The sequence below is a fragment of the Pontibacter sp. SGAir0037 genome (assembly GCF_005491705.1).
In the GTDB taxonomy this organism is placed as follows: Bacteria; Bacteroidota; Bacteroidia; order Cytophagales; family Hymenobacteraceae; genus Pontibacter.
The window spans coordinates 762,089-788,516 of the sequence record NZ_CP028092.1 but is presented as its reverse complement, the minus strand read 5'-3'; the positions used below and the strand labels follow the sequence as shown (position 1 = coordinate 788,516).

Annotated in this window: 23 protein-coding genes; 11 read left to right on the top strand and 12 right to left on the bottom strand. The window is 48.6% G+C overall.

Annotation, left to right across the window (positions count from 1 at the left end; all coding sequences use genetic code 11):
* The first annotated feature begins 74 nt into the window (after nucleotides 1–74).
* Nucleotides 75–233, top strand: coding sequence for a hypothetical protein (locus tag C1N53_RS22450; protein ID WP_168193948.1), 159 nt, complete (start codon nucleotides 75–77; stop codon nucleotides 231–233).
* A 135-nt stretch (nucleotides 234–368) separates the two neighbouring features.
* On the top strand, nucleotides 369–704 hold the full coding sequence (locus C1N53_RS03140; protein WP_137757943.1) for an STAS domain-containing protein: 336 nt from the start codon (nucleotides 369–371) through the stop codon (nucleotides 702–704).
* Nucleotides 705–784: 80 nt separating this feature from the next.
* On the opposite strand, the gene C1N53_RS03135 is transcribed toward C1N53_RS03140, so the two are convergent.
* The gene (locus tag C1N53_RS03135; protein WP_137757942.1) at nucleotides 785–1,948 is read right to left on the bottom strand and encodes a hypothetical protein; all 1,164 of its coding nucleotides are present in this window, start codon (nucleotides 1,946–1,948) and stop codon (nucleotides 785–787) included.
* Nucleotides 1,949–2,347: 399 nt separating this feature from the next.
* On the opposite strand from C1N53_RS03135, the gene cphA reads away from it, so the two are divergent.
* From cphA to C1N53_RS03090, 9 genes are all read left to right on the top strand, one after another.
* Complete coding sequence (gene cphA, locus C1N53_RS03130; protein ID WP_137757941.1) at nucleotides 2,348–4,975, top strand: cyanophycin synthetase; 2,628 nt, start codon at nucleotides 2,348–2,350, stop codon at nucleotides 4,973–4,975.
* A 27-nt stretch (nucleotides 4,976–5,002) separates the two neighbouring features.
* A complete protein-coding gene (locus C1N53_RS03125) occupies nucleotides 5,003–5,920 on the top strand; it encodes an isoaspartyl peptidase/L-asparaginase family protein (RefSeq protein WP_137757940.1) in 918 nt (305 codons plus the stop codon).
* Between the two features lie 171 nt (nucleotides 5,921–6,091).
* Nucleotides 6,092–6,823 (top strand): DUF72 domain-containing protein, encoded by a 732-nt coding sequence (locus C1N53_RS03120; protein ID WP_137757939.1) that lies wholly within the window; start codon nucleotides 6,092–6,094, stop codon nucleotides 6,821–6,823.
* Nucleotides 6,824–7,072: 249 nt separating this feature from the next.
* Nucleotides 7,073–8,080: an NAD(P)/FAD-dependent oxidoreductase gene (locus C1N53_RS03115; protein WP_137757938.1), complete on the top strand. Its 1,008-nt coding sequence runs from the start codon at nucleotides 7,073–7,075 to the stop codon at nucleotides 8,078–8,080.
* Complete coding sequence (locus C1N53_RS03110) at nucleotides 8,080–8,403, top strand: 2Fe-2S iron-sulfur cluster-binding protein (RefSeq protein WP_137757937.1); 324 nt, start codon at nucleotides 8,080–8,082, stop codon at nucleotides 8,401–8,403. Before C1N53_RS03115 ends, C1N53_RS03110 begins: the two co-directional genes overlap by 1 nt.
* A 317-nt stretch (nucleotides 8,404–8,720) precedes the next feature.
* Nucleotides 8,721–9,389 (top strand): 2Fe-2S iron-sulfur cluster-binding protein, encoded by a 669-nt coding sequence (locus tag C1N53_RS03105; RefSeq protein ID WP_371415949.1) that lies wholly within the window; start codon nucleotides 8,721–8,723, stop codon nucleotides 9,387–9,389.
* A complete protein-coding gene (locus C1N53_RS03100; RefSeq protein WP_137757936.1) occupies nucleotides 9,386–10,369 on the top strand; it encodes a xanthine dehydrogenase family protein subunit M in 984 nt (327 codons plus the stop codon). Before C1N53_RS03105 ends, C1N53_RS03100 begins: the two co-directional genes overlap by 4 nt.
* Before the next feature lie 25 nt (nucleotides 10,370–10,394).
* Complete coding sequence (locus tag C1N53_RS03095; protein ID WP_137757935.1) at nucleotides 10,395–12,536, top strand: xanthine dehydrogenase family protein molybdopterin-binding subunit; 2,142 nt, start codon at nucleotides 10,395–10,397, stop codon at nucleotides 12,534–12,536.
* Between the two features lie 70 nt (nucleotides 12,537–12,606).
* Nucleotides 12,607–13,011, top strand: a complete 405-nt coding sequence (locus C1N53_RS03090; RefSeq protein WP_137757934.1) for a cytochrome c — start codon at nucleotides 12,607–12,609, stop codon at nucleotides 13,009–13,011.
* Nucleotides 13,012–13,058: 47 nt separating this feature from the next.
* Here the strand turns inward: C1N53_RS03090 and moaC are convergent, their stop codons facing one another.
* From moaC to C1N53_RS03035, 11 genes are all read right to left on the bottom strand, one after another.
* On the bottom strand, nucleotides 13,059–13,535 hold the full coding sequence (moaC, locus tag C1N53_RS03085; RefSeq protein ID WP_137757933.1) for a cyclic pyranopterin monophosphate synthase MoaC: 477 nt from the start codon (nucleotides 13,533–13,535) through the stop codon (nucleotides 13,059–13,061).
* 23 nt (nucleotides 13,536–13,558) lie between these two features.
* A complete protein-coding gene (locus C1N53_RS03080; protein WP_137757932.1) occupies nucleotides 13,559–14,752 on the bottom strand; it encodes a molybdopterin molybdotransferase MoeA in 1,194 nt (397 codons plus the stop codon).
* Between the two features lie 145 nt (nucleotides 14,753–14,897).
* The gene (gene moaA / locus C1N53_RS03075) at nucleotides 14,898–15,887 is read right to left on the bottom strand and encodes a GTP 3',8-cyclase MoaA (RefSeq protein ID WP_137757931.1); all 990 of its coding nucleotides are present in this window, start codon (nucleotides 15,885–15,887) and stop codon (nucleotides 14,898–14,900) included.
* Nucleotides 15,888–16,061: 174 nt separating this feature from the next.
* A complete protein-coding gene (locus tag C1N53_RS03070) occupies nucleotides 16,062–18,203 on the bottom strand; it encodes a xanthine dehydrogenase family protein molybdopterin-binding subunit (protein ID WP_137757930.1) in 2,142 nt (713 codons plus the stop codon).
* Between the two features lie 2 nt (nucleotides 18,204–18,205).
* The gene (locus C1N53_RS03065; protein ID WP_137757929.1) at nucleotides 18,206–18,667 is read right to left on the bottom strand and encodes a (2Fe-2S)-binding protein; all 462 of its coding nucleotides are present in this window, start codon (nucleotides 18,665–18,667) and stop codon (nucleotides 18,206–18,208) included.
* 87 nt (nucleotides 18,668–18,754) lie between these two features.
* Complete coding sequence (locus tag C1N53_RS03060; protein WP_137757928.1) at nucleotides 18,755–19,342, bottom strand: NTP transferase domain-containing protein; 588 nt, start codon at nucleotides 19,340–19,342, stop codon at nucleotides 18,755–18,757.
* On the bottom strand, nucleotides 19,339–20,517 hold the full coding sequence (locus C1N53_RS03055) for an XdhC family protein (protein ID WP_137757927.1): 1,179 nt from the start codon (nucleotides 20,515–20,517) through the stop codon (nucleotides 19,339–19,341). Before C1N53_RS03055 ends, C1N53_RS03060 begins: the two co-directional genes overlap by 4 nt.
* Before the next feature lie 19 nt (nucleotides 20,518–20,536).
* Nucleotides 20,537–21,511 (bottom strand): SDR family oxidoreductase, encoded by a 975-nt coding sequence (locus C1N53_RS03050; RefSeq protein ID WP_137757926.1) that lies wholly within the window; start codon nucleotides 21,509–21,511, stop codon nucleotides 20,537–20,539.
* 766 nt (nucleotides 21,512–22,277) lie between these two features.
* Nucleotides 22,278–24,497 (bottom strand): xanthine dehydrogenase family protein molybdopterin-binding subunit, encoded by a 2,220-nt coding sequence (locus C1N53_RS03045; RefSeq protein WP_137757925.1) that lies wholly within the window; start codon nucleotides 24,495–24,497, stop codon nucleotides 22,278–22,280.
* Nucleotides 24,494–25,489 carry a xanthine dehydrogenase family protein subunit M gene (locus C1N53_RS03040; RefSeq protein WP_137757924.1) on the bottom strand — a complete coding sequence of 332 codons (996 nt, stop codon included), beginning with the start codon at nucleotides 25,487–25,489 and terminating at the stop codon, nucleotides 24,494–24,496. The genes C1N53_RS03045 and C1N53_RS03040 overlap by 4 nt, the downstream gene beginning before the upstream one ends.
* Nucleotides 25,486–25,986, bottom strand: coding sequence for a (2Fe-2S)-binding protein (locus C1N53_RS03035; RefSeq protein WP_137757923.1), 501 nt, complete (start codon nucleotides 25,984–25,986; stop codon nucleotides 25,486–25,488). The genes C1N53_RS03040 and C1N53_RS03035 overlap by 4 nt, the downstream gene beginning before the upstream one ends.
* Nucleotides 25,987–26,428: the final 442 nt, after the last annotated feature.

Here is a 26,428-nt window from a genome sequence, read left to right as displayed (position 1 = left end):
TAGATAAAAAGCAGGTTACTAAACTTACAAAGCGTTAACTGTCTAAAAATCAGTAACCCTGAAGAGCTAGTGTTATGACCGAACAATTTACGAATTATAGCGCCATTCAGTTTTACACACATGCCAGTATTATTACAATCAGCGGCTTTAATCAGAGCAGGCACCTGATCGAAACGGCGAACCTATTACGTATTTTTCCGGGAACATACGTATATGGCACAGGAATAAATTAAAATTTAAAGGCTACTTTTAGAGATAAAATAACTGAATCACCAGAAAGTAAGGCTGAACAGAGTTTCAGCTAACGTACTTTCATTATGATAAAGCTCTTAAAATGAGAGACTTTATTGCAAGACGCTCTAACTAATATGAATGCATTTAAAGTAGAAAAGACTTTGCTGGACAATAATTTTATTCTTGCTTTATCAGGTGAACTCGATGCCAGTTCTTCTGTAACAGCCGATCAAGCCATTGAACAGGCTATTAACTTAGCGCCTGAAACACTAATTATTGAGTGCAGCAGGCTCAGTTATGTATCTTCGGCAGGTCTGGGTGTCTTCCTGGCCGCTTACCAGGCCTGTCAGCAAAAAGAGGTAGCTTTTGTCTTTACCGAGTTACAACCTAAAATAAAAAACATCTTCAGCATTCTGGGCCTCGACAAGATCTTTACCATAACAGATACTATTCAGCATGCTTTAACATGAGCCTGAGCTACACTGGTAGCATCGCATCAAACAGTAAGGGCCTGCCGATCGGCAGGCCCTTACTGTTTGATGCGAGTGGATTACCAATCCTGCTCGTCTCTCCTGTTTTGCTCAGAAGAACGGCGGTTGCTGTTATGGTTGTTCTGCGAAGTTCCCTGTCTTCCCCTGTTATCATCCCGGTTATTTCTGTTCTCAGAAGATGAGCTTCCATATCCGCTGCCGGAGTAATCGTTTCCGCGCATAGAGCCATAATCTCCACCGCGCGAACCACCATAACCCGATCCTGATCCCATACCGGAAGAACCATAGCCTCCACTGCTTCCGGAGCTATAGTTGCCCATACCCATAGAGCTGCTGCCATAGGACGAGCCGCCTCTGCTTCCGCCCTGCGACGAGTTGTAATTTCCCTGCGAGTAGCCGGAGCCACTGGTATAGTCGTCGTTGCCGCGCATAGAACCTGAGCCGTAGCCGGAAGCTGATCCATATTCATCCCTTCTGCCGCGTGAGCCATAGTCGCCGCCCCTGGAATCGCCACCGCTCATTGAGCCGTACTCTTCAGAACCGCCGAACTTACCACGAGAACTATAGTTAGAGCCACCGAAACCAGAGCCGCTATAGCCTTCACGTTCGTTTATCGAGCTGTAGTTTCCTCTGTTGCCCGTTCCGGAACCATAGTTGCTACTGCCCATGTAACTTCTGTTACCTGCATCCATTCCCCCGGAAGAATTGTAGCTTCTGCTTCTGCCTGATGTTCCGTGGTTGGTGTCGCTATAACCGGAGTTGCGTTGTGAATTACCGTAATTTCCGCTGGAGTACTTGTCGTTTCTGGAGTTGCCGGAGCTAAAACCAGATGCCGGTGTATTGCCTGATCCACCGTAGTTTGAGTGGCCATAGGCAGAGCCTCCTCCGTAGGTGCTACCGCCCCCGCCGTAAGAAGTTCCGTTGCTGAAATCTCCCCTGGCCGATGCGCCGTAGTTCCTGTAGTTATCTGAATTTCTATAGTTTGTTGAGTCGTATCCTCCTCTGTCGTAGCCGCGATCAGAAGAATAGTTAGTTCCTCTTCTATCGTTATCCTCGTCTTCTCCGCCTGTTACTCTGTCCCAGGCATTGCTGATAGTGTCTCCGATACGGTCGAAAAAGCCTCTTTCCTCATCTGATTCTCTGTTGTCTCTTGAAGAACCATAGTTATTGTTGCGGGCTCCATAACCGCTATCGTGCTGGTTGCGCTCATAATCTCTTGCCATAGCTTTCAAATTTTAAATTTTAACTTGAATAAAATCTATGATATTAACGTAGAGCTACTATTGGGGTTGTGTCATGCCATGTGAATAAAGGCAAAAAAGACACAATAAAGTGAGTATTCACTCATCTTAATATAATTTTATTTTAACATTGCTATTCTTCTGCCGGTTTAGGCCTGTGCCGGGCAGCCGGAGCAGGTTATTAACACGTATGATATATGGAAACACTGCACTAAATACTTATTTTAGAAATAAATAAAGGTAATTGAGCCACTAAGTTTTCACCAAGAATGAACAAGCACGTACAATCACTTCAATGCACCTTAGCCTGAAATTTCAGGCTATTATTTAAAGAAAAGCAATAGGCTCCGGAGCATTTTAACAGGACCAAATAAGATATTTATGAATATCGTTGAGTTAAGGATAATGCGTGGGCCAAACTACTGGTCCATTAAACACCCCAAAATCATAGTTATTAAGCTGGATCTGGAAGATCTTCAGCATCTACAGACAAACAACATACCCGGCCTGGCTGATAAGCTACAGCGCCTGTTCCCGGGTATGACCGAACACCGTTCGTCTATCGGCACAGAGGGAGGTTTCCTGCAGCTGGTTCAGGAAGGCACAACACTCAGTAAGCTTGTTCAGCACATTGCCCTGGAACTGCAAACGATGGCAGGAATGGAAAGCGGTTACGGCAGGCGGTACCCTACGGCAGACCCAGGCGTTGATTTTATAGTTTTCTCTTATCAGCAGGAGCGAGCCGGGGAATATGCAGCCGAAGCTGCTGTGCGTATAGCCGAAACACTGGCCAGAGGCAAAAAAGTAAGTATTGTCCAGGATATTGCCAAGCTGCACCAGATCAGGGAAGATGAGTATTTCGGCCCGAGCACAGAAGCCATCGTGGTAGAAGCCGTCAGCCGCAACATTCCTTATATCAACAACCACTCCCGCAGACTTATTCAGCTGGGCTACGGCATTCACCAGCGCCACATACAGGCAGCTATGACCAGCAGCACTTCCTGCTTCGGAGTAGAAAGCGCAGGTGATAAGCACGCTACTAAAATGATACTGGAAGATGCTGGTGTGCCTGTACCAAAGGGATTGATCGTGCGTAACGCCGAAGAGCTGGTCGAAGCTGTAGCAGAACTGGGTTATCCTATCGTAACCAAGCCTTTGGACGGAAACCAGGGCAAGGGTGCCAGCATTAACATTCCCACCTGGAAAGATGCCTTGAAGGGTTTGTCGGAAGCACAGCGCTATTCGCAGAATGTGATGGTAGAGCAGTTTATAGAAGGGGCAGATTACCGCCTGCTGGTGATAAACGGCAAATTTATAGCTGCTGCCAAACGTACGCCGGCTATGGTTGTAGGAGATGGTGTTTCCAGCATTCAACAGCTGATAAAAGAGGTAAACAAAGACCCCAGACGCGGCATCGGCCACGAGAAGGCTCTCACGCACATCAAAGTAGATTTACTCACCCGCTCCATTTTAAAGGAAAAAGGGTTAACCCTGAAATCGGTGCTTCCGGCGGGAGAGATACTGTACCTGAAAAGTACGGCCAACTTGAGCACAGGCGGCACTGCCACCGATGTCACCGACCTGGTGCACCCGTACAATGTGCTGATGGCCGAACGTATTGCCGGTATTATCGGTTTGGATATTTGCGGCATTGATGTAATGACCTCTGATATTGCCATTCCTCTACCCGAAACAAGAGGAGCTGTGATAGAAGTGAACGCTGCCCCGGGTTTGCGTATGCACATCTCCCCTACCGAAGGTTTGCCGCGCAATGTGGCTGAGCCGATTATCAATATGCTTTTCCCGCACGGCTCCCCTAGCCGCATTCCGATTGTGGCCGTAACAGGCACCAATGGTAAAACCACCACCACCCGCTTAATTGCGCACATGGTTAAATCCAGGGGTTTTCAGGTGGGCTACACTACAACCGACGGTATTTACATACAGGATAAACGCATTATTAAAGGCGACACCACCGGAGCCTACAGCAGCGAATTTGTTTTAAAAGATCCTACTGTAAACTTTGCCGTTCTGGAATGTGCCCGTGGCGGTATGCTCCGCTCCGGCCTGGCTTTCCAGCAGTGCGACATTGGCATTGTTATGAATGTTTCTGCCGACCATTTGGGCCTGAAGGATATTAACACCCTGGAGGAAATGGCACAGGTAAAAGCTGTTATCCCCCGCACCGTTTGTCCGGATGGATATGCCATCTTAAATGCTGACGATGACCTGGTGTACGAAATGGCAAACGGGCTTCGCTGCAAAGTAGCTTTCTTTAGCCTCGACGAAGAAAATCCGCGCATTCTCAAACACATCAGCAAGGGAGGCCTGGCGGCGGTGCTGGAAAATGGCTACATCTCCATATTTAAGAACACCTACAAAATCCGGGTTGATCGTGTGGCTGACATTCCGCTCACGTTCGGCGGCCGGGCAAGGTTTAACATTCATAATGTGCTGGCAGCTACGTTGGCAGGCTATATTTCCCATTTCGAGGTGGCCGAGATAAAAAGAGCTTTACGCACCTTCCTGCCTTCGGCTGAAACCACTCCGGGACGCATGAACTTGTTTCAGCTGCCGAAATATGAAGTGCTTATCGACTACGCTCACAATACTGCCAGTATGGAGGCAATAGGCGACTTCTTATCGAATGTACCATCTACTCATAAGATCGGTATTATTGCCGGTGTGGGCGACCGGCGTGACGAAGATCTGCAACAAGTAGGGCGTCTGGCAGCAGGAATGTTTGATGAAATAATTATCCGGCAAGACAAAGATTTGAGAGGCCGTTCCGGTGACGAGATTAACAGTTTGCTGAAACAGGGCATCCAGGCAACAGGTAAAGACATAAAGGTAACAGAGATCAGTTCTGAAACACGTGCATTGGCTTATGCCCTGGAGTATGCCCCACAAGGTGCCTTTATCACACTTTTCTCAGAAGACATACCGGAAGCCATCAAGCTCATCGAAAGCTTCCGCATCATTCAACACAGAAGCGTAATTGCTGAATAATAAAAGCTAGGAGGTTCTTTTTAAGCTATGAACAAATTTGCTATTGCCCTACATGGCGGTGCCGAGCAGGTGAAACGTGAAGACATTACCCCGGAACATGCCGAAAAATTCCGACAGGGCTTAGCCGAAGCACTTGCGACCGGGTATGCCATACTCGAAAAAGGCGGCACAGCCATAGATGCTGTAACAGCAGCCGTAAAAAGCATGGAAGACAATCCGGTGTTTAACGCCGGCAAGGGAGGCAGCTTAACAGAACGTGGCGAAACAGAATTTGATGCGGCCATTATGGATGGGAAAACGTTACAGGCAGGTGCTGTAGGTGGCGTCCGTTATGTGAAGAATCCCATTGAACTGGCCCGGGTTATCATGGAACACTGTAAGCATACTTTCCTGACAGGCACTGGCGCTGAAGAGCTGGCCTTAGCGAACAATTTAAAACTAATGCCTCCTGAATACTTTGTTACAGAAGATAAGAAGAAAGCCTGGGTGGAAAAACAAAAAGCAGGCAACTTGTCGGAGCACGATACGGTTGGCGCCGTTGCTTTAGACCAAAACGGAAACCTGGCTGTAGCTACTTCTACCGGCGGACTTACCGACCAGCATAAAGGCCGGCTTGGAGACAGCCCGATTATCGGTGGAGGCACCTTTGCCAGTAACGATGTTTGTGCCGTAAGCTGCACTGGCGAAGGAGAAGTTATCATGCGGGGCGTACTGGCGCACGAAGTATATGCCATCATGAAGTATGCCGGGGAATCCCTGCAAAGCGCAACAGAGAAAGCTGTAAAAGTATACGACGAAAAGCTACAGGGCGACAAAGGCATTCTGGCAATGGATCCGGAGGGCAACATTGCCTACGCCAGTAACACCAACCTCCTGAAAAGGGCCTGGCAAAAAGCCGGAGACGAACCAGTTGTAGCCTTGTGGGACGATGAGCCTAAACCATAAATTATCGTTGCTCCTGAAGTGTATGCACCGTTTTAGCATGAAAGCTTTTCTCCCTATTTAGAAGAACAAGCAACACTTTCTATACAGATCTTTTGTCTATGATCGGAAAAGCATATAACTCCAATCCTGAATTCCAGTATCTAATGTCTATCATCTAGCGTCTGAAAAAGCATGATATGTATTGGTACCTCGGGTTGGCACTACAAGCATTGGATGGGAAATTTCTACCCGCATGGTTTAAGATCAAAAGGTTTTACAGATTACTATACCCGTTTTTTTAGTACAGTAGAAATCAATAACTCGTTTTATAAGTTGCCCTCTGCCGAGACTTTTGTTAACTGGCGGGCCTCCGTTCCCGATAACTTTTTGTTTGCTGTAAAGGCTAGCCGCTTTATTACGCACATGAAAAAGCTGAAAGACCCCCAGGAAAGCATAGCCCGTTTTTTCGGGAACGTAAATGCCCTTGAAGAGAAGCTGGGGCCTGTCCTGTTTCAGCTGCCGCCCATGTGGAGCATTAACCTGGAGCGCCTTCGCAGTTTCTTGGCCCAACTACCACCCTATTACCGCTATACCTTCGAGTTCCGCCATCCCAGCTGGTATCATCCTGCAGTGTACGACCTGCTCCGACAGTACCAGGCGGCCTTCTGCATTTACGAACTGGAGTACCACCAGTCGCCCTTCGAAGTAACATCCAACTTTGTGTACGTTCGCTTACACGGACCTGAGGCAAAGTACTGTGGCAGCTATACAGAAGAAACCCTGCGCTGGTGGGTTGATAACTGTCGTGCCTGGCATGCTCGAGGCTTAGATATCTACATCTATTTCGATAACGACCAGAATGGCTATGCAGCCTTTAATGCACAACGTTTACAAGAGCTGGTAAGGGAACAAATTGTCTGCTGATTTAGGTTGTAAAAAAGGTGCAGACATAAAGCCGAAGTACTTCTTCCATGTATTTGTAACATACAGTATAACCATTAAGCAACAGATTCATAGAAAAGTAAATTTAAAGGCGCCTGCGCTACACCTTATAACTTAAAGTTATAATCCATAAAGAATAGTGATAAGATATTGTAGCAGAATAAGCGTAAATTGCAGCGTAGAAAAAGGTGCAGCAGATTACCGAATTCTTCATCTTAACAAAACAGTTACATGATAACAACAGATATATGCATAGTGGGGGCAGGTCCTGTAGGCTTGTTTGCCGTTTTTGAAGCTGGTTTACTTAAAATGCGCTGCCATCTGGTAGATGCCTTACCGGCAGTAGGAGGCCAGCTTTCGGAAATATACCCCAAGAAACCGATCTACGATATTCCCGGCTTTCCGGAAGTACTGGCAGGCGATCTGGTTAAAAACCTGGAACAGCAAATTGCTCCCTTTCACCCTACCTTTACTTTAGGTGAGCGTGTAGAAGAGCTCCAGAAGCAGGAAGACGGCTCTTTTATAGTGTTGACTTCTGAAGGCACTCAGATAGCTTGTAAGGTGGTGGTAATTGCCGGCGGACTAGGTTCTTTTGAACCGCGCAAACCAGCCGTTGAAAACCTGGAGCAGTTCGAAGGCAAGGGAGTTGCCTATATGGTGAAAGATCCGGAAACATTCAGAGATAAAAAAGTAGTACTGGCAGGTGGCGGTGACTCTGCCCTTGACTGGACTATTTTCCTGGCTAATGTAGCAGAAGAACTTACACTGGTGCACCGTGGCACTACTTTCCGGGGCGCACCTGAGTCGGCAGAGAAGGTACTTAGCCTGGCAGAAGAAGGAAAAATAAACCTGATGCTGAAATCCAATGTGGTGGAAGTGCAGGGCAATGGTAAACTGAATGCCGTTTCTGTTCTTGTAGATAATAATGCAAATCAGAAACTTGATGTCGATTACTTCATTCCGTTGTTCGGCCTCGTGCCAAAGCTGGGTCCGCTCGAGAACTGGGGGCTGGAGCTCGATAAAAATGCCATTGTAGTAAACACCACCGATTACTCCACTAACATACCAGGCGTTTATGCCATCGGCGACATTAATACATACCCTGGTAAGCTGAAACTGATCCTGTGTGGTTTCCACGAAGCTGCCTTAATGGCACAAAGTGCTTATAATATCATTTACCCGGATAAAAAATTCGTACTGAAGTACACAACAGTTAACGGTATTCAAGAACTAGCTTAATGGAAAACACAATCACAGTATACCTGGAACAGGAAAACGGCGAACGTATTCCGCTGGAAACGCCAACCGACATGGGCCTGTCTATTATGGAAGTGCTGAAGGCAAATGAATTTGATGTTCCGGCCATATGCGGAGGTATGGCAATCTGTGCCACATGCCACGTAGAAGTGCTGGAAAGCGGCGAGTTGCCGGAGCCCAGCGACGATGAAGCTTACATGCTTGAATCGCTGCCCCACGCTACTGAAAGAAGCCGCCTTTCCTGCCAGCTAAAAGCTAAACCTGAGTTAGACGGCCTGGTAGTAAGGCTGATGCCGGAAGCTTAAGTATGATCCTATACATTTTAGAAGCCCTGTTTCTTTCGTAGAAGCAGGGCTTCTTTTTTTCCTGCCACCATCCGTGCAGCGCCAATTTTTCATAGACAAAGCTGCCATTATCCCGTATGTAACTTAAAGGCATATTTTTTTACTAATACTAAGATAATTACATTGGAGCCATTAAAGGCTAATGCGTTAACCAAAAACATGTCTTGTATCGTGGTATTTAGCGAAAATTTATCCTGCACAACGGTAGGCAGTTTTGCATCAGGAATATAACCGCTACAGCCTTCCCTTTTATAGATCAAAGATACTGTATGCACCACATGTATCAATTAAAAGATCCTATGGCAGACCAGAACCAACAACAGCCACCTTTTGGCAAGAAAACAGAGCAGCACAACGACTCCCGCAGAAGTTTCTTAAAACAGTCTTCGCTTCTAACAGCGCTGGCTCTCGCTCCACCTGCTGTAGTGGAAGCAGCCGAAGCACAATTTGATGAAAAAGTGGCCGAGAAGTTTGAAAAAGTGCCTGTTACGCTAAAAATAAATGGTACCGAGCATAAGCTGTCGGTAGAGCCACGGGTTACTTTACTCGACCTGCTGCGCCAACAGCTGGATTTAACCGGCACTAAGAAGGGCTGCGATTACGGTCAATGCGGTGCCTGCACCGTGCATGTAAACGGGGAAAGAATTAACTCCTGCCTCACCTTTGCCGTGATGCTGGAAGGCAAAGAAATCACCACGATCGAAGGACTGGCAAACGGCGAAAACCTACACCCCATGCAGGCCGCTTTTATTAAACATGATGGTTTGCAATGCGGCTACTGCACACCTGGACAGATTATGTCGGCCATAGCCTGTATACAGGAGGGGCATGCCGGCTCAGAAGCAGAAATAAGAGAGTACATGAGCGGCAACATCTGCCGCTGCGGGGCTTATCCCAACATCATCAAAGCAATAGAGGAAGTTAAAAACAGCGGCGCATCCTTATGAATCCTTTTCAGTACATACGACCATCCAGGGCTAAAGCTGCCATAGAAGCCCTGACGAAAGATCCTAAGGCCCGTTTTATAGCAGGAGGCACCAACCTGATCGACCTGATGAAGCATGGCGTGATGGCCCCCGAAAAACTGGTGGATGTAAACCTCTTGCCCTACAAGAAAATTGAGAAGAAAGGAAACGGAATCAGAATCGGGGCATTGGTCTCGAACAAGGCGGTAGCAGAAGACAAGCTGGTCCTGGAAAAGTTCCCGCTGCTCTCGCAGGCTCTGTTAGCAGGTGCATCGGCTCAGTTACGTAACATGGCTACTGTTGGGGGCAATATAATGCAACGCACCCGCTGTTACTATTTCTACGACACGGCTTTGCCCTGCAACAAACGGGAACCAGGTACAGGCTGTGGCGCCCTGGAAGGCATACATGACATGCATGCCATCTTCGGGTTTAGCGATAACTGCATTGCAGTACATCCGAGCGATATGGCCGTTGCCCTGGCTGCCCTCGATGCCACCGTAGTGGTAGCAGGGCCGAAGCGCGAACGCCAGATTCCTTTTGTCGATTTCCACCGCCTGCCCGGCAACACACCCGAACAGGACACCAATCTTCAGAAAGACGAATTAATAATAGCAGTAGACATACCCGAATCCCCTTTTGCCAAGCATGCCCATTACCTGAAAGTACGGGAAAGAGCGTCCTATGCCTTTGCACTGGTTTCGGTAGCTGCTGCCCTGGATATCAGCGGAAACAACATCCGGGATGCACGCTTGGCAATGGGTGGTGTTGCCCATAAGCCCTGGCGCCTGTTCGAAGCAGAAAAAGCCCTTGTCGGAAAACCAGCCTCCCAGCAAACTTTTCAGCAGGCAGCTGAAATTGCCATGCGTGGTGCCAAAGCCTTCGAACACAATGCCTATAAACTTGAGCTGGCTCCCAGATCGCTTGTGCAGGCTCTGAAAACTGCTGCCGGAATCTCTTAAGAATTTGCTCAGACTTAACGCTACCATGAAAAATATACCTAACAGGAAAGTAGTAATGGGCGACCCACTCGACCGTGTGGAAGCAAGGCTAAAGGTGACAGGTGCCGCCCGCTATTCAGCCGAATACAACCTGCCCGATATGGCTTACGGCGTGGTGGTCACCAGTACCATAGCCAGTGGCCGCATCCGCAGTATAGATACCACAGCAGCCGAAAGAGCACCTGGCGTACTCGCCGTTATCACCCATCAGAACTCACCTAAAGTACCTGGTTTCGAAGCCAGTGTAAACAATGAGGGATCGCGGGTGTATGGCCAGGAGTTTCGCTTGTTCTACGATGACAAAATTTACCACAACTACCAACCTATTGCACTGGCCGTAGCCGATACATTTGAAAGAGCCAACTATGCGGCCTCGCTGGTGAGGGTGCAATACGACAAGCAGCCGCACCAAACCGATATAAAAACCAACCTGGAACAAGGCATTAAACCAGCCCGGGAAAACGATTACAAAAGAGGGAAAGCAGAGGCTTATAAAACAGCTGCGGTAAAGATAGAGCAAACATATCATACGCCCATACAGGTGCATAACCCCATGGAAACCCACTCCACTACGGCTGTCTGGGAAGATGGGAAAGTAACGGTTTATAACAAGACACAGGCCACTAAGATTTCTCAGAAAGAGATAGCCAAAGCCTTTGATCTGAGAGAGGAAGAAGTACATGCCATTTCACCGTTCGTAGGTGGTGCTTTCGGCAGCTCTTCCCGTGTGTGGCCACAGGAAATGGCGGCTATTTTAGGAGCAAAAGTGACAGGCAGGCCAGTACAGGTCATGCTGAAGCGTGATCAGGTGTTTAACATGGTTGGCTACCGACCCCGCTCTGTGCAGAAAGTAGGTATAGGTGCCACCGCCAACGGCACTCTGGTTGGAATAAGCCATCAAGCCTATGGCGCAACCTCCCGCTACGAGCAATTTACAGAAAGGCTGGTCGACCCAACAAAATCGATGTACAGTTGCCCGAATTTAGATACCAACTACCGCTTGGTAGAACTCGACATGAGTACGCCTTGCTGGACCCGTGGCCCAGGCGAAACAAGTGGCTCTTTTGCACTCGAATCTGCCATAGATGAACTGGCTTATGCCCTGAACATGGACCCGCTGGCACTTCGCCAGAAAAACTATGCCGATAAGGATCCTGCCAACAACAAGCCGTGGTCAAGCAAGCACCTGCAGGAGTGTTACGAGATAGGTGCTGCGCGCTTCGGGTGGAGCAAACGCCCTGCAACTCCCGGAAGTATGCGATCAGGGGAATGGCTTACTGGCATGGGCATGGCTTCGGGTATTTATAAATCGGAACGGGATAAGGCTGATGCAAGGGCTAAGCTGTTAGCTGACGGCACTATTCTGGTACGTAGTGCCGTGGCAGACACGGGTCCTGGTTCGGCTACCATCTTCACACAGATTGCCGCGGATGTAATGGATGTCGAAGCCAGCCAGGTAAAGTTCGAGTGGGGCAACTCTGACTTTCCGCATGCGCCGGGGCAGTTTGGCTCACATACCACCGCTTCGGTCGGATCGGCTGTATATGATGTCTGTACTAAATTAAAGCAAAAGCTGCAGGAACTGGCAGGAGCATCGGCCAGTGTACCTTATGCAGAAATTCTGAAGCGGCAGAACCTACCGGAGGTGGAGGTATCGGTAAGTTCAGAAGGAGGCCAGGAAGCGGATAAATATTCCGGGAAATCTTTCTGCGCCAATTTTGTTGAAGTACAAGTGCATGCGGCTACCGGAGAAGTAAGGGTAAGACGGGTTGTTTCGGTAGTGGATGCCGGCAAAATCATGAACCATAAAACGGCTCAGAACCAAGTATACGGTTCCATTGTCTGGGGCATTGGCATTGCTTTAATGGAAGAAGGAATCATAGACCATCGCTTCGGCAGGCACCTGAACAACGACCTGGACAAGTACCACGTACCGGTAATGGCCGACATACCTCCCATTGATGTTGTCTTCATTGATAAACCCGATCCTGTTATTGATCCTATGGGAGCAAAAGGACTGGGTGAAATTCCGTTGATCGGTTTTACAGCCGCCATTGCCAATGCCGTTTATAATGCCACAGGCAAACGCATACGGGAACTGCCTATCACCCCTAAAAAACTGATATGATTTTAACGTTTAGCTGCATCCAAAATAAAAAGGCATTTCTGCGTATATTTGTAGCTAAACCAGAAGAACCATGCTAAAAGGAATTATACTTGCCGCCTGCTTAACAACAGGTTATCTCTATACAACAACGCAAACGGATGCCTTAAAAGCCTCTATAAAGAGAGGCGAAGAAGTGTATAGTGCCAACTGCCAAAGCTGCCACATGCCGGAAGGAGAAGGCATACCGGGAGCTTTTCCGCCACTGGCTAAATCTGATTTCCTGATGAAAGACCAGAAGCGGGCCGTTCATATAGTTTTGCATGGCTTAAGCGGCGACATACAGGTAAACGGCGAAACCTATAGTATGGAAATGCCTCCGCAGGCGCATTTATCAGATCAGGAAGTAGCCGATGTGCTGAACTATGTGCAAAACAACTGGGGCAATAAAGCCAAGGCGGCTGTTACACCGGCACAGGTAAAGGCAGCCCGGAAATAATGATCCACTGTGAGGGAAGCGTAATTTAAAGACGTGTAAAGCTGAGGCTATTCTCTTCTAAAATCGCGCTTCCCTCCTGTTTTTGCCATTAGTCTTGTGTCTTTGATCACGATGTCGTGGCTCAGGGCTTTGCACATGTCGTACACCGTAAGTGCAGCCACCGATGCCCCCACCAATGCCTCCATTTCGATGCCTGTTTTAGCCGTAATACTGGCTGTACAGTCAATCACTAGCTCCTGCTGCTCATTCAGCTGTATTGTAACCTGGCAGTTATCCATCCCGATCGGGTGGCAAAGCGGGATCAGTTCGCCTGTCTTTTTTGCTGCCATAATGCCGGCAATAATAGCCGTCTGAAAAACAGATCCTTTTTTAGTCTGAATATCATCTCCTGTCAGCTTTTCCAGTACTTCAGGCGGCAATACCACTATACTCCGGGCTGTAGCCGTACGGTGCGTTACCTGCTTTGCTCCCACATCTACCATGGCAGCCTGCCCTTCATCATTCAAATGCGTAAAATCGCTCATGTGTTTCTCTGCTTTTATCAAGATTAATACGGCCAGGCACGGTATACTTCCCCTTGCTTAAACACACTTTTGTGTGAAGGCAATTCTAAAAAAGCATTGTTTTCTACCAGGTTGGCCAAGTCGCCGGAGCCGTTCCCTTCCAGCGGTGTTGCCAGCCACTGTCCGGCTTCATTTACCTCTAATTTTACCTGCATAAAGTACTGCAGCGGCGGGCTAAAAGTCATATCCGTATGCAGAACAGCAAATACAGCCTGCTGTTTCTTCAGCCCCAACGATGCTTCCAGCCAGGGCTGCACATACCTGTGAAAACACATAAAGGTAGAAACCGGGTTTCCGGGCAAGGCAAATACCAGCGCTCCAGCAGGGTGCCTGCCAAACCAGAAAGGTTTACCGGGCCTTTGCTTTACCTTGTGAAACAGCTTTTTTACGGCCAGTTCCTCCAGCACCTGCGGCACATAGTCGTATTTCCCCATGGATATTCCACCACTTAAGATCAGAACATCATACTCCTGCAGGCAGCGCGACAGGTGAATGCATGTTTTCTCCGGATCGTCGGGAATGTGCAGCAAATCAGGCTGCAGGTTATATTTCTGCAGCGCAGCCTGTATAGCATAGCTGTTAGAGCCTCTGATCTGAAATGGCAGTGGCGTTTCATGCACCTGTACCAGTTCGTCTCCTGTAGAGATTACAACCACTTTGGGCAGTTTTTTTACCTGTAGTTCGGTAGCTCCCACCGCGGCCGCCAGACTAATCAAGGCTGGCGTAACAACCTGGTTTGCCTGCGCCACGATGTCGTGCTGTTTCCTGTCTTTGCCCTGAAAATGAACGTTCTGCCCTTCTCTTACCTCTTCTACCTGTATGGTAGCTACGCCATTTTCAATCAGCAGGTCTTCGTACCGAACCACTGTATCTACCGAAGCCGGAAGAGCCGCACCCGTCATGATTTCTACGCACTCGTCTGCAGCGTCTATAGCAACCGGCCTTTCTCCTGCTGCCTGGGTGGCTTTTATACGAAACCGGCGGGTTCCTTCACCGAAAGCTGCAAATTTAAAAGCAATGCCATCCATCGCTACACGGTTGTAAGGAGGCAGATCACGGTCTGCTCTTACATCTTCGGCCAGAACCCGGCCCGATGCTTTATCAAAAGGAACTACTTCTTTACCGTAATCTTTTACTTCCGCCTGAATAATCGCATCAGCTTCTTCAACAGAAATCATGGAGTGCAGTGTCAAATTAGGTGTGAGATATTAGACGATAGATGTTAGATAATAGATTGTAAAAAATCAATGGTAAGTCGGCCAGGTATGTTAGAAGTATTAGAAGTGTTAAAACTATTCAATTCTTTAACTTTCTAACCCTACACTACCCGCCGATTGTTGCCATGGAGGCATTCAGGATTGGCAGGCCCATGCTGTTTTTTTCTGCTTCCCAACCGTTCTTTTCTTTATTGCTGACAGCTTCCCTGACAGCTGCTCCCAGCCGGCTATCGGTATAGCCGGCACGCATCAGATCTTTCAGATTCATGACGCCTTTACCGTAGAGGCAGGTTTTTAGCTCGCCCTGCGGTGTAAGCCGGATGCGGTTGCAGGTGCCGCAAAAAGAACGGGTATAAGCAGCTATAATGCCTATTTTGCCTTTGTGTCCGGGAATCTTGTAGTTAAAAGAAGTTGAATAAGGCGGATCAGGCAGTTTTGTGATTTCAGAATACTTTTCTTTGATGGAATGCAGGATCTGCACGTGGTCCCAGGCAAGCTTCGTGTAATGGTTATCACCACCGTTAAATGGCATTTCCTCTATAAAACGTACGCTTACGGGCAGCTCTTTCGTTAGCTCCGCCAGCGGCAGAATGTCCTGGGTATTCCGGCCGTCCATCACCACGGCATTCAGTTTTACGTCTATGCCATGATGCAGCAGTTGCTCCAGTGTCTCCAGCACCTGAGGCAGATAATCTCGCCGTGTAATCTCCAGAAACCGGTTCCGGTCTAGCGTATCTAGGCTTAGGTTAACTGACTGCACCCCCAGCCGCTTCAGCTCAGGCACATAAGGCGCCGTTAGTACGCCATTGGTTGTAATGGTTAGTTGCCGCAGCCCCTGAAGTTTCGACAGCTCATTCAGGAAAGGCATGAAATCTTTCCGGACAAAAGGCTCACCGCCTGTAATCCGAATCTTTTCGATGCCCATTTTTACCAGTACCCCACACGCCTGCAGCATTTCCTCGTAGCTCATCAGTTCTTTCTTCGAAAGCCAGTCTATACCCTCTTCGGGCATGCAGTAAAAGCAGCGCAGGTTGCACTTGTCCGTTATGGCCAGCCTTAAGTAGTTTATAGTTCTTCCGTGTTTATCCAGGAGCATGAGTTATTGTTTAGATGCAGGTATCAGTACGTAATATCGTGTTTCAATGCTGATTTATAGGTAATACAGTTTTTCTACTGCTGTTGTTCATTTATCCAGCAGGTTCCTGAGAAAAGAAAAAGCATACTGCTCAACAAACTCAATTCCTGAACAGTATGCTTTGCTAGTATAGGTTTAAACGGTCTTTAACTCTTCCTGGCTGATGAACGGCTGGTTACGCAGACGTTTTCCGGTTGCCTTAAAGATTGCATTGGCTACTGCGCCGCCTGTTGGTGGCAAAGCAGGTTCTCCCAGACCAGTCGGATCAATGCCATTGTTTACGAAATGCACGTCTATCTCTGGCACTTCTTTCATACGAATCAGGCGGTAATTATTGAAATTCTTCTGCTCGGGAGCTCCGTCTTTAAAGGTCAGGTTGCTATACATGGCATGCCCTAAACCATCCACTACACCGCCGCGCACCTGCTGATAAGCCCCGCTCAGGTTCACCACAATACCACAGTCGGCTGCTACGTGTACTTTTTCTACAACTGGTTTCGCATCTTTTAGCTTCACCTCAGCCACCTGGGCCACATACGACCTGTGCGAGAAGTAAACGCTAAAGCCTTGCGCCACATCTTTCTTTTTGCCCCAGTTTGATTTTTCTGCGGCCAGTTCAATTACACCACGCATACGGTCTATATCATACTGAATCTGCCCGACAGGCGACTTCTTCGCTTTATCGAGCAGCTCCAGGCGGAACTGCACCGGGTCTTTACCGGCGGCCTGTGCCACCTCATCCAGGAATGATTGCTCGGCAAAAGCCAGGAAGTTTGTAATAGGCGCGCGCCATGGCCCTGTTGTAATAGCGGATTTATGCTCTACAGAATCAATTAGCAGGTTTTCTACCGAGCCGGAGGGAAAATTGCCTTCTCTGGTAGGATTTCCTGCATTTATACCTGCCCCCCGCAGTTTATAACCGATCATGTTGCCCTTGGCATCTAAAGCAGCCTCGAAGCGATAACGCACTGCCGGACGGTAAGTACCACCCGTCATGTCGTCTTCTCTTGTCCAGATAACCTTAACCGGAGCCTTGATGATGCTGGACAGCTCTGCCGCTTCCATTACATAATCGGCACTTAATCTCCGGCCAAAGCCTCCACCTAATCGGGTAAGCTCCAGTGTAATTTTCTCCGGCTCTATGTTCAGCATTTTCGCAACCATGCCACGCGCCATCTCCGGCGTTTGTGTAGGTCCTGCCAGTTCTACCCCATCCGGTCTTACGTGTGCAAAGAAGTTCATCGGCTCCATCGGGCTGTGCGACAGAAAAGGACACTGATATTCGCTTTTAATTACCTTTGCGGCAGTTTTAAAAGCAGCCTCTACATCACCGTCCTTCCGGCGTACAGTCGCATCAGGACTGTCGAGTAACGCTTTGAAGATGCGGTCGTGGTCAGCAGAGCTTTCCAGCGCCTGCTCTTTTTCATACTCCACTTTCAGCACCTTTCTGGCTTTGCTTACCTGCCAGGTCGATTTTCCCACTACGGCCACATTGTTCTTAAAAGTAACCACATCGACTATACCAGGCATGGCTTTGGCAGCTGCGGCATCAACCGATTTTACTTTCATACCAAAGGCAGCAGGCCTCTGTATCTGGGCAAACAACATTCCTTCTTTATAGAGGTCTAATCCGTAAAGTGGTTTGCCTGTGATCATTTCCTTATTGTCGACATTCCGTACTGCCGTACCTATAAGTTTGAAATCTTTTGGATCTTTTAGTTTTACATCCTTCGGTACAGGAATTTTAGATGCCTCTGTAGCCAATTCGCCGAAGCTCATTTTGCGGCCACTCGCCTTGTGCACCACTATACCGTTTTCAGCAGTAAGTGTATTAGCCTGTACGTTCATTTTTTTGGCACCGGCCTCTATTAGCATCTGCCGGGCTGTTGCGCCCGCTTTGCGAAGGCGTTCCCAGGAATGAGGAACAGCACCGCTACCTCCTGTTACCTGCCGCTCAAATTTAGTTGTGTCGAGCGGGGCCTGTATCACTTTTACTTTAGACCAATCGGCATCCAGTTCCTCGGCCACGATCATGGGGAAAGAAGTTTTTATATTCTGCCCCAGCTCCGGGTTTGGAGAAAAGATAGTAATTACCCCATTTGGACTGATCGAAAGAAAACTGTTGAAATCAATCGCACCAGAAGCCATGGCGGCCTCGTCTACTATTCCCATGGCTGATGCGGCTGAGCCCGCCCAGCTGAAGCCAAGGAAAAGCCCGCCACCCGCCACTGCGGACAGCTTCATAAAATTTCTTCTGCTTGATGTAATGCTCGACATGGCTATTTCATTTTAGTGGCGGCTAAGGCAACAGCTTCCCGGATGCGGTGGTAGGTACCGCAGCGACAGATATTGCCGTTCATAGCATTTTCAATTTCTTCAGTGGTCGGCTTCTTGTTCTTATTCAGCAACGCAGTAGCTGTCATGATCTGGCCTGCCTGGCAGTAGCCGCACTGCGCCACATCCACCTCATCCCAGGCCAGCTGCACCGGGTGATCGCCTTTTTCAGATAACCCTTCTATGGTCGTGATCTTATTATTGCCAACAGCAGAAACAGGAAGTACGCAGGAGCGCATGGCATTACCGTTCATGTGCACGGTACAGGCACCGCATTGCGCAATGCCACAGCCATATTTAGTGCCTACCAGGCCCAGGGAGTCGCGCAGCACCCACAAAAGCGGGGTGTCTGGTTCTACATCGGCCTGATAACTCCGGCCGTTGATTTGCAGCGTATAAGTAGCCATTCCTAATGATTAAATTTGTTTTAACCACAAGGTAAGAAAATTATAGAAATTTTAACTAACAGTAACCGGAAAAGGAGACCTGACAATTTACCTGGATTGCAGCAATGCCTTATAGTCTTCTGCAGTATCTATATCTATTGCCCCGAGGGGGAAGGCAACTGTTGTTACGGCCTCCTGATGGCGAAACAAAATTTTCCTGGCTCCCTCCTGTCCTTTCAGGGCAAGTAATTCTGTGAAAAATGATTTCCCAAACAACACGGGCGTACCTGCAGTATCTTTATAAGCCGATGCAACTATGCGGTTCGTGTTTCCTGCGCTTGCCTGCACCAGCCTGTTCAGCAGTGCCGCATCCACATAAGGCTGATCGCATACCATAAAAATACAGCCTGTAGTTTCTGGTTCGATGCGGAGCAGATACGTCAGTCCACTGCGGATAGAAGAAGCCATGCCCTCTTCCCAGCCTGGATTCTGCACAACGGATACAGGCTCCTTTTCCACCTCAGGAAGTATAGATGCGGCTCTTGCGCCCAACACCACCACGACAGGCGCACAGCCAGCCTGCAGTGCCACCTCTACCGCATGTTGCAACAGTGTTTTCCCCTGGTAAAGCAGTTGCTGCTTGGGCTCTCCTAAGCGTGTAGAAGCACCGGCAGCCAGTAAAACAAGCCCTGTCACAAAAAACACCCCCGCTCTTTTTCTACATCTACCCGTTCTATTACAGCGGTTTCGCGCGGATGTATCGTTCCTAATTTGTCGCGCAGGGAAGCTCCGCTCTTAGCGGAAAGCACCGCTTTTATTTCTGAGACAATGGATAAGGCTATTTCTTCGGATGTCTCTGCTCCTATTTCCAACCCGGTAGGTCCGTATACATGGCTTAGCACTTCTTCGGTAATGGTGAAGCCTTCTTCCCGAAGCTCGTCGAGCATGCGCTCCAGCTTCTTTTTTGGTCCTAACGATCCGATGTAAGGCAGCGGCAGCGGCAGCAACTGACGCAGCATCGCCAGATCGTAGTTATAGTTGTGCGTCATCAGTACAAATACCGTTTGATGATCTATCTCCAGCTGTTGCAGAACCTGTTCCGGCTTCGAAACCAATACCCGCTGCGCCAGAGGAAACCTTTCTGCCATTGCATAATTAGCTCTTCCGTCTACTACACTCGTTTGCCACCCCAGAAGTGCGGACATGGCTGTTAAAGGAATAGCATCGTTTCCGGCACCAATTATAACCAGCGATATAGCCGGCTTCAGCAGCTCTACGAAACCCGTTAAAGCTGCCCCGGCAGTGATATAGGTCTTCACAATGGAGGTTCTGGTCTCCAGTACCTGCTGTGCATCGGCCAATATAGTTTCCTGTAAAGCTTCATCTTCGCAAATTCCCATTGTTTCTCCCGCTTCAGGTATAAACATGCAGGTACCGGGCTGGTAAGCTGTGCGGTTCTCGAGCGAAAAAAGCGTGACTAATACAGCCGTTTGCCGGTTTGCCAGAAACGCTTTCAGCAATGCAATGGGATGGGCAGCAGAGGCCACATTAATTGGTTCGATCAGGATATGGATGATGCCGTTGCAGCCTAAGCCAACCCCTAGTTTGGCATCATCTTCATCGGTGGTATCGTAAGTTACCAGCATGGCTTTCTGCTGCATCATTACCAGCCTGGCCTTGCGTAGCGCATCGCCTTCCAGGCAGCCTCCACTAATGGCACCTGTTAGTTTACCGTCTTCGGTTACCAGCATGCGTGCGCCCGGCCTTCTGTAAGAAGAACCCTGTACATGCACCACGGTAGCAAGGGCTGTTTGCTTATGCTCATTCCGGGCCTCCTCAAATGCCCGGACAATATCCTGTAATTCTTTCATTCATTTACTAACGTTGCCTTCAGGACTTCCGCATGGCCAGGTATAAACCTGCGGCAGCTCCTGCCAGAAGTGCCACACCTGTCAGCACGGTTGTCCTCTGTTTATCTTCCGGACTAAGCCAGCCACCACTTATACCCGAACCAATGTCAGTTGGTTCGAACAAACCATTATCTGCAACAGGAGCTGGTTTTGCCCTGGAAAAGTAATTCTCCATGATTCCTGCTAATATACGACGGGTTAAGCCCGGAAACAATGTGTAGGAGCCTCTTAGCAAATAACCGGAGCCACCCACCGTCACTCTTTCCTTCGGGTGATAGGCCAGTTCCACCATTGCCTTTGCCACCCGGTCTGCCTCGTATACCGGCGGTATAGGTTTTATCTTTTTGCCGATGTAATTGGCAGCATGCTGAAAACCAGGTGTATCTATAAAGGCAGGAAACACATCACAGATTTGAATGTCAGGCCAGTTTAAAAGTTCACCGCGCAATGCGCCTGAAAAGCCTCGCAGACCAAACTTGCTGGCTGCATACGCTACAGTATAAGGCTCCGGCACCCAGGCTCCTACCGATATGGTATTGATGAGAATGCCATAGCCTTGTTGTTTGAAGTAAGGCAGCACAGCATGCGCTCCGTGGATATGGCCCATCAAGTTCGTTTTAATGACATGGTCGTGTGCCGCAATGGGAGTTTCAGCAAATTCACCTACCGCTCCTATTCCTGCATTATTGATCCAGACATCTATCTTTCCCCCGAACTCCATTGCTGCATGCGCCAGCTGCTGCACCTCTTCCGGGTTTGTAACGTCTGTTTTGATATAAGTAGCTGTTGTGTTCAGGTTCTCACACGCTACTGCCAGTTCTGCCAACAGGTTTTCCCTGCGTGCGGCCAGAACCAGTTTTGCTCCGTTACGGGCAAATTCCAGTGCAGCTGCACGGCCTATGCCGCTGGAAGCACCTACCAGTACTACTACTTTACCTTTTAAGTCTTTTCCCATATTCTTGTTAGTTTGTGCTTGCTTGCTGCCATAGCATTTGCTCAAAAGACCTCACAGTGTCTTTAAGACCTGTGAGCGTCTGTGCCATTACCGTTTGCTACTACTTGAAACAAGCTTTTATCTCTTAGTTTTCTTCATACCTCAGTCTTAAGCAGGCTATGTTTTATAGTTAGCTTTGGTACGCTCAAGGCTGGGGTAGGGGCCCTATATAAGCGAGGCCGCGCCTTCGGGCATCGCGCGGCAGAATTGAGAGCTGCCCTTCGGGCTGCCACTCACGTGGCACCGCTACAATTCTGAGGCGCTCAACCCAAAGTCTGGAATCAGTTCGATAGCTAAAGCTTGTCGAGCTTTGGTAAGCTTATAAAATTTGCTATTAATTTCCTTATTCTTAGCTCTGACAGGCTGAAGCATAATCTCAGCAGAAGCCAGTATTAAAGATAGTTCATATACTCCTACAACAGCGCAACAGCCTCAGCCAGGTGCACAAATGACGATTTTTTGTTTGAGCGGTCAGCGAGTTGCAAATCGTCTTGATTCTTTTGCTTACTTTTCTCATCATCGAGGGGCCCTACCCCCATCAAGGAGAAAAGTAAGGCCCAGCCGGCGAGGCGAAAGCTAACAAAGTGCATAATCAGATGACGATTCAGAACAACAGCTTCAGAATGATGTTAACGCTAAATAAGTTTGCCCTATATATAATACAATAACACTCTCCTTACTGAAGCACAGCAACTCCACTAATCTATTAACAACTTGTAACCCCTTCCTACAACAACTTATCCAACGTAATCGGTAATTCCCTTACCCGCTTGCCAGTAGCATGAAAAATAGCATTGGCAATGGCGGGTGCTACGCTTACAATCCCGATCTCGCCTAAACCTTTTGCACCTATGGGGTTCACAATATCATCTTTCTCCTCCACAAAAATCACTTCAACATCATGTATATCGGCATTAACCGGAACATGGTACTTATCGAGGTCGTGGTTTATAAAGCGGCCCAGGTTATTATCCATTACCGACTCTTCTTCCATAGCGGCTCCTATGCCCCATACCACACCACCCAGAATCTGGCTTCTGGCTGTTTTAGGATTGATGATGCGGCCTCCGGCAATAGCACTCACCACACGTGTTACTTTCACGGTCCCCAGATCCTCATCTACTTTCACCTCTACAAAGGTGGCAGAGTGTGCGTAGGGTGCATAGTTGCTTTGTTCTTCGGCCGGTTCATTCGATACTTCTTCTTCTATAGCACCACCTTCGGCTTGTTTCAGGACAGTTGTAAGCGCAACTGCTTTGGAAGGATCTCTGTTCAGGCTGATCTTGCCATCACTGAAAGCAACACTTGCCAGGTCTGCACCTGCCACCGGAGAATTAGCTACCTGCTGTGCCAGGTCTAACAGCTTTTGCTTTACTTTATCGCACACTGCTTTTACAGCCGATCCTACCGATGAAACCGTCCAGGAGCCGCCTTGCAGAGGCGACATAGGCAGCGTTGAGTCTCCTAATTTAAAGGTAACGGCAGCCAATGGAAGTCCCAGGGTGTCAGCGGCAATCTGGCTCATAACGGTATAGGTTCCGGTGCCGATATCGGCTGTGGCGCAGCTTACAGTTAAGTTACCATTCGCTTCCAGCACAGCTTTTGCAGCAGCGGGTTTCTGCTTTGCTTCCCAGGCGCCGTGTGCCATGCCCCAGCCAATCAGGTTATGGCCTTCCTTCATGGAGCGTGGTTCGAGGCTTCGTTTATCCCACCCGAACTTTTCTGCACCCTGCTGGTAACATTCCTTCAGCTCTTTACTTGAGAAAGGCAGGTCCTTGTTCTGGTCTTTCTCTGAATAATTCTTCAGCCGAAACTCCAGCGGGTCCATTTTAAGCTTGTAGGCCATTTCGTCCATCGCACATTCCAGCCCGTAAATACCGGTAGTTCCTCCCGGTGCACGCATATCAAGCGGCGTATAAACATCCAGCCCCACCAGCTTATGGCTCAGCTTTACATGATCGCATTTATAGAGCACGCCCGGCCATATTACCACATCTTCGGTATAGTCTTCAAACCTGGATGTTTCAGCAAACACATCTTTCTGAAGTGCTTCTAACTTTCCATCACCGGAGGCACCTATCTTAAACTTAAGCGTGGTTTTGGGCCTGTGCCCAAAAGAGAACATTTGCTGCCTTGTAAGCACCAGCCGCACAGAGCGCTTTAGTTCCCGCGCTGCCAGCACCGTCAGAAAAAGCTGGTACTGCGGACGCAAACCGGAGCCAAAACCTCCTCCTACAAAAGGCGAGATGACATGCACTTCCTCCATCGGCAGCGCAAAGGCTTGCGAGATATACTTCTGACTGTTCTGCACCCCCTGAATTTTATCGTAAATGGTCATCTTCCCATCATCGCCCCAAACAACAGTGGTGGCATGCATTTCCATGGGATTATGATGTTCGCTTGGATGGCTGTAGGTGGTCTCTATCTGCACAGGCGCACTTTCCAAAGCGTTATCAGGTGTGCCTCGGGGCTTGGGCGGCGGCGTTGCCTTATACTGTTTCGGCTCATAAGCATTTTCTATGTTCGCTTCAAAGTCTGAATCGAATGCTTCCTGCTCATACGCTACTTCCACCAGCATACCTGCATAACGTGCCAGTTCAAAGCTTTCTGCCACTACCAAGGCAATCGGCTGCATACCAAACTGTATTTCATTGTCATAAAGCGGGCGAAAAGGAGAGCCTGGCGGAGCATCCTGATCTTGGTAGTTTTTGTCGAACCATACATAGCCAGGGCGGTTCTCATGCGTAAATACTTCTACCACACCCTCCAGCGCAAGCGCTTTGGAAGTATCTATTTTCGTTATTTTTCCTTTCGCAATGGCGCTGTTTACTACAAAGCCATATAAAAGATCCGGTGCCGTAAATTCGGCTGCATATTTTGCCTCGCCGGTTACTTTTGCGCGGCCATCCACCCGGTTAGCCGGTGTTCCGATTTTATCTCCTGTCATGATGCACTTTCCATTTTGTAAGCCTGCTCTAGCGCACGCACAATGGCGCGCTTCGCCAGCTCGATTTTGAAATCATTATCTCCGTATCCTTTTGCCCCCTGCAGGTAAGCTTCTGCCACTTTCCTGAAGTTTTCGGCTACAGGCTGCTGCCCCTGTAGCAGCGCCTCTCCTTCCGGCACCCGCCAGGGCTTATGCGCCACTCCGCCCAAAGCTATACGGGCTTCTTTAATGGTATCTCCCTCCATGTCTAGTGCTGCGGCAACAGAAACCAGCGCAAAGGCATAGGAAGACCGGTCGCGGAGCTTCATATACGTATAATGATCGGCAAAACCTTTGGCAGGCAGATCAATAGAAGTGATGATTTCATCTGCTTTCAGGTTGGTGTCGATGTGCGGTGTATCACCGGGTAACCTGTGAAACTCGGACAGCGGAATGGTTCTTTCTCCGTTTTTACCGCTTACATTTACTTTTGCCTCCAGTGCAGCCAGTGCAACCGCCATATCAGAAGGATGGGTGGCAATGCAATGTTCGCTTGTGCCCAGTATAGCCAGATCGCGGTTATAGCCATTGATGGCCGAACAACCCGAACCAGGTTCCCGCTTGTTGCAGGGAGTTTGCGTATCGTAGAAATAGTAGCACCTAGTACGCTGCAGCAGGTTTCCGCCATCGGTGGCCATGTTTCGCAACTGCCCCGTAGCGCCAGCGAGTATGGCATGCGAAAGCAAAGGATACCGCTGCTCCACCTGTTCGTTATAGGCAGTATCGGCATTGGTTACCAGAGCTCCTAACCTTAGACCTCCTTCTTCATTTTCTTCTATCGTTTTTAAGGCGATGTGCGTAATATCCACCAGGTGTGCCGGGTGCATGACATCAATCTTCATCAGATCGAGCAGGTTAGTGCCTCCTGCTATAAACTTGGCACTCTCGTGTGAGGTAACCTCACTTACAGCTGAATTAACATCGCTGGCTTTTGTAAATGTAAACGGCCTCATGCTGCACTACTCCTTTCCAGTGCTTCCTGCACTACTTTTACAATATTGGTATAGGCACCACAGCGGCAGATATTTCCGCTCATCAGGTCCCGGATATCATCCAGCGTTTTGGCTTTCCCTTCGTTTACCAGTCCGATCACCGAACAGATTTGACCGGGTGTACAGTAGCCACACTGGAAGGCATCGTGATCGATAAAGGCCTGCTGCACCGGGTGTAGCTCACCGTCTTTCGCCAGGCCTTCGATGGTGGTAATTTCTTTATCTTCCTGCATCACGGCCAGGGTGAGGCAGGAGTTAATGCGTTTGCCATCCACAAGCACGGTGCAGGCACCGCATTGGCCGTGGTCACATCCTTTTTTGGTACCTGTCAGGTGGAGGTGCTCGCGCAAGGCATCCAGCAAAGAAGTCCAGGGAGCCAGCTCCAGTTGTTCTTCTTTACCATTGATATTGAGCCGCACCGTACGTTTTTGAGGTAATGCAGAGGAGGGGTTTTCCATAGTTTCAGACTTTATCTTACATGTTTGTGCTGATGATCCAGATGGTAGGATTAAAAAATGATGCATCACATCGCTACATCAGGACAGGCATACACTTGCTTATATCCTAGTTTTTCTAATCAAACTTCATTGAATTACGCACCCGATCCTTTTTTTGTTGGCCTGCTGCAGGCTTTCGGCGCACAATAAGTACACCACTATACCTGCCTCTGAAGTACAGCCTGAGTAAGTGTGGCGGAATTTAGGTAGCGCTGCATTGCAGTTTAAGGTGGGGCTGGCAAGTAAAGTTAATTTTCTGCGCTACATGTCAGTATGTAGCTACAACACAGTAGAGGCCTGGCATTTATTCCGGTTTAGCCTCAAAAAGAAAAGCCCCTGCCAGAACAAGGGGCCTGAATTTTATAGGAAAGACTCCTGAAACGAAAAGTATAGTGGTAACTAA

What these genes read in the sequence shown, in the direction of transcription:
- moaA (WP_137757931.1), bottom strand. Translation starts at nt 15,887, where the DNA reads ATGCTCCTGGATAAACACGGAAGAACTATAAACTACTTAAGGCTGGCC.
- C1N53_RS03110 (WP_137757937.1), top strand. Translation starts at nt 8,080, where the DNA reads ATGGAAAACACAATCACAGTATACCTGGAACAGGAAAACGGCGAACGT.
- cphA (WP_137757941.1), top strand. Translation starts at nt 2,348, where the DNA reads ATGAATATCGTTGAGTTAAGGATAATGCGTGGGCCAAACTACTGGTCC.
- C1N53_RS03135 (WP_137757942.1), bottom strand. Translation starts at nt 1,948, where the DNA reads ATGGCAAGAGATTATGAGCGCAACCAGCACGATAGCGGTTATGGAGCC.
- C1N53_RS03055 (WP_137757927.1), bottom strand. Translation starts at nt 20,517, where the DNA reads ATGAAAGAATTACAGGATATTGTCCGGGCATTTGAGGAGGCCCGGAAT.
- C1N53_RS03100 (WP_137757936.1), top strand. Translation starts at nt 9,386, where the DNA reads ATGAATCCTTTTCAGTACATACGACCATCCAGGGCTAAAGCTGCCATA.
- C1N53_RS03050 (WP_137757926.1), bottom strand. Translation starts at nt 21,511, where the DNA reads ATGGGAAAAGACTTAAAAGGTAAAGTAGTAGTACTGGTAGGTGCTTCC.
- C1N53_RS03070 (WP_137757930.1), bottom strand. Translation starts at nt 18,203, where the DNA reads ATGTCGAGCATTACATCAAGCAGAAGAAATTTTATGAAGCTGTCCGCA.
- C1N53_RS03090 (WP_137757934.1), top strand. Translation starts at nt 12,607, where the DNA reads ATGCTAAAAGGAATTATACTTGCCGCCTGCTTAACAACAGGTTATCTC.
- C1N53_RS03045 (WP_137757925.1), bottom strand. Translation starts at nt 24,497, where the DNA reads ATGACAGGAGATAAAATCGGAACACCGGCTAACCGGGTGGATGGCCGC.
- C1N53_RS03125 (WP_137757940.1), top strand. Translation starts at nt 5,003, where the DNA reads ATGAACAAATTTGCTATTGCCCTACATGGCGGTGCCGAGCAGGTGAAA.
- C1N53_RS03080 (WP_137757932.1), bottom strand. Translation starts at nt 14,752, where the DNA reads ATGATTTCTGTTGAAGAAGCTGATGCGATTATTCAGGCGGAAGTAAAA.
- C1N53_RS03105 (WP_371415949.1), top strand. Translation starts at nt 8,721, where the DNA reads ATGTATCAATTAAAAGATCCTATGGCAGACCAGAACCAACAACAGCCA.
- moaC (WP_137757933.1), bottom strand. Translation starts at nt 13,535, where the DNA reads ATGAGCGATTTTACGCATTTGAATGATGAAGGGCAGGCTGCCATGGTA.
- C1N53_RS03035 (WP_137757923.1), bottom strand. Translation starts at nt 25,986, where the DNA reads ATGGAAAACCCCTCCTCTGCATTACCTCAAAAACGTACGGTGCGGCTC.
- C1N53_RS03095 (WP_137757935.1), top strand. Translation starts at nt 10,395, where the DNA reads ATGAAAAATATACCTAACAGGAAAGTAGTAATGGGCGACCCACTCGAC.
- C1N53_RS03040 (WP_137757924.1), bottom strand. Translation starts at nt 25,489, where the DNA reads ATGAGGCCGTTTACATTTACAAAAGCCAGCGATGTTAATTCAGCTGTA.
- C1N53_RS03065 (WP_137757929.1), bottom strand. Translation starts at nt 18,667, where the DNA reads ATGGCTACTTATACGCTGCAAATCAACGGCCGGAGTTATCAGGCCGAT.
- C1N53_RS22450 (WP_168193948.1), top strand. Translation starts at nt 75, where the DNA reads ATGACCGAACAATTTACGAATTATAGCGCCATTCAGTTTTACACACAT.
- C1N53_RS03115 (WP_137757938.1), top strand. Translation starts at nt 7,073, where the DNA reads ATGATAACAACAGATATATGCATAGTGGGGGCAGGTCCTGTAGGCTTG.
- C1N53_RS03120 (WP_137757939.1), top strand. Translation starts at nt 6,092, where the DNA reads ATGATATGTATTGGTACCTCGGGTTGGCACTACAAGCATTGGATGGGA.
- C1N53_RS03140 (WP_137757943.1), top strand. Translation starts at nt 369, where the DNA reads ATGAATGCATTTAAAGTAGAAAAGACTTTGCTGGACAATAATTTTATT.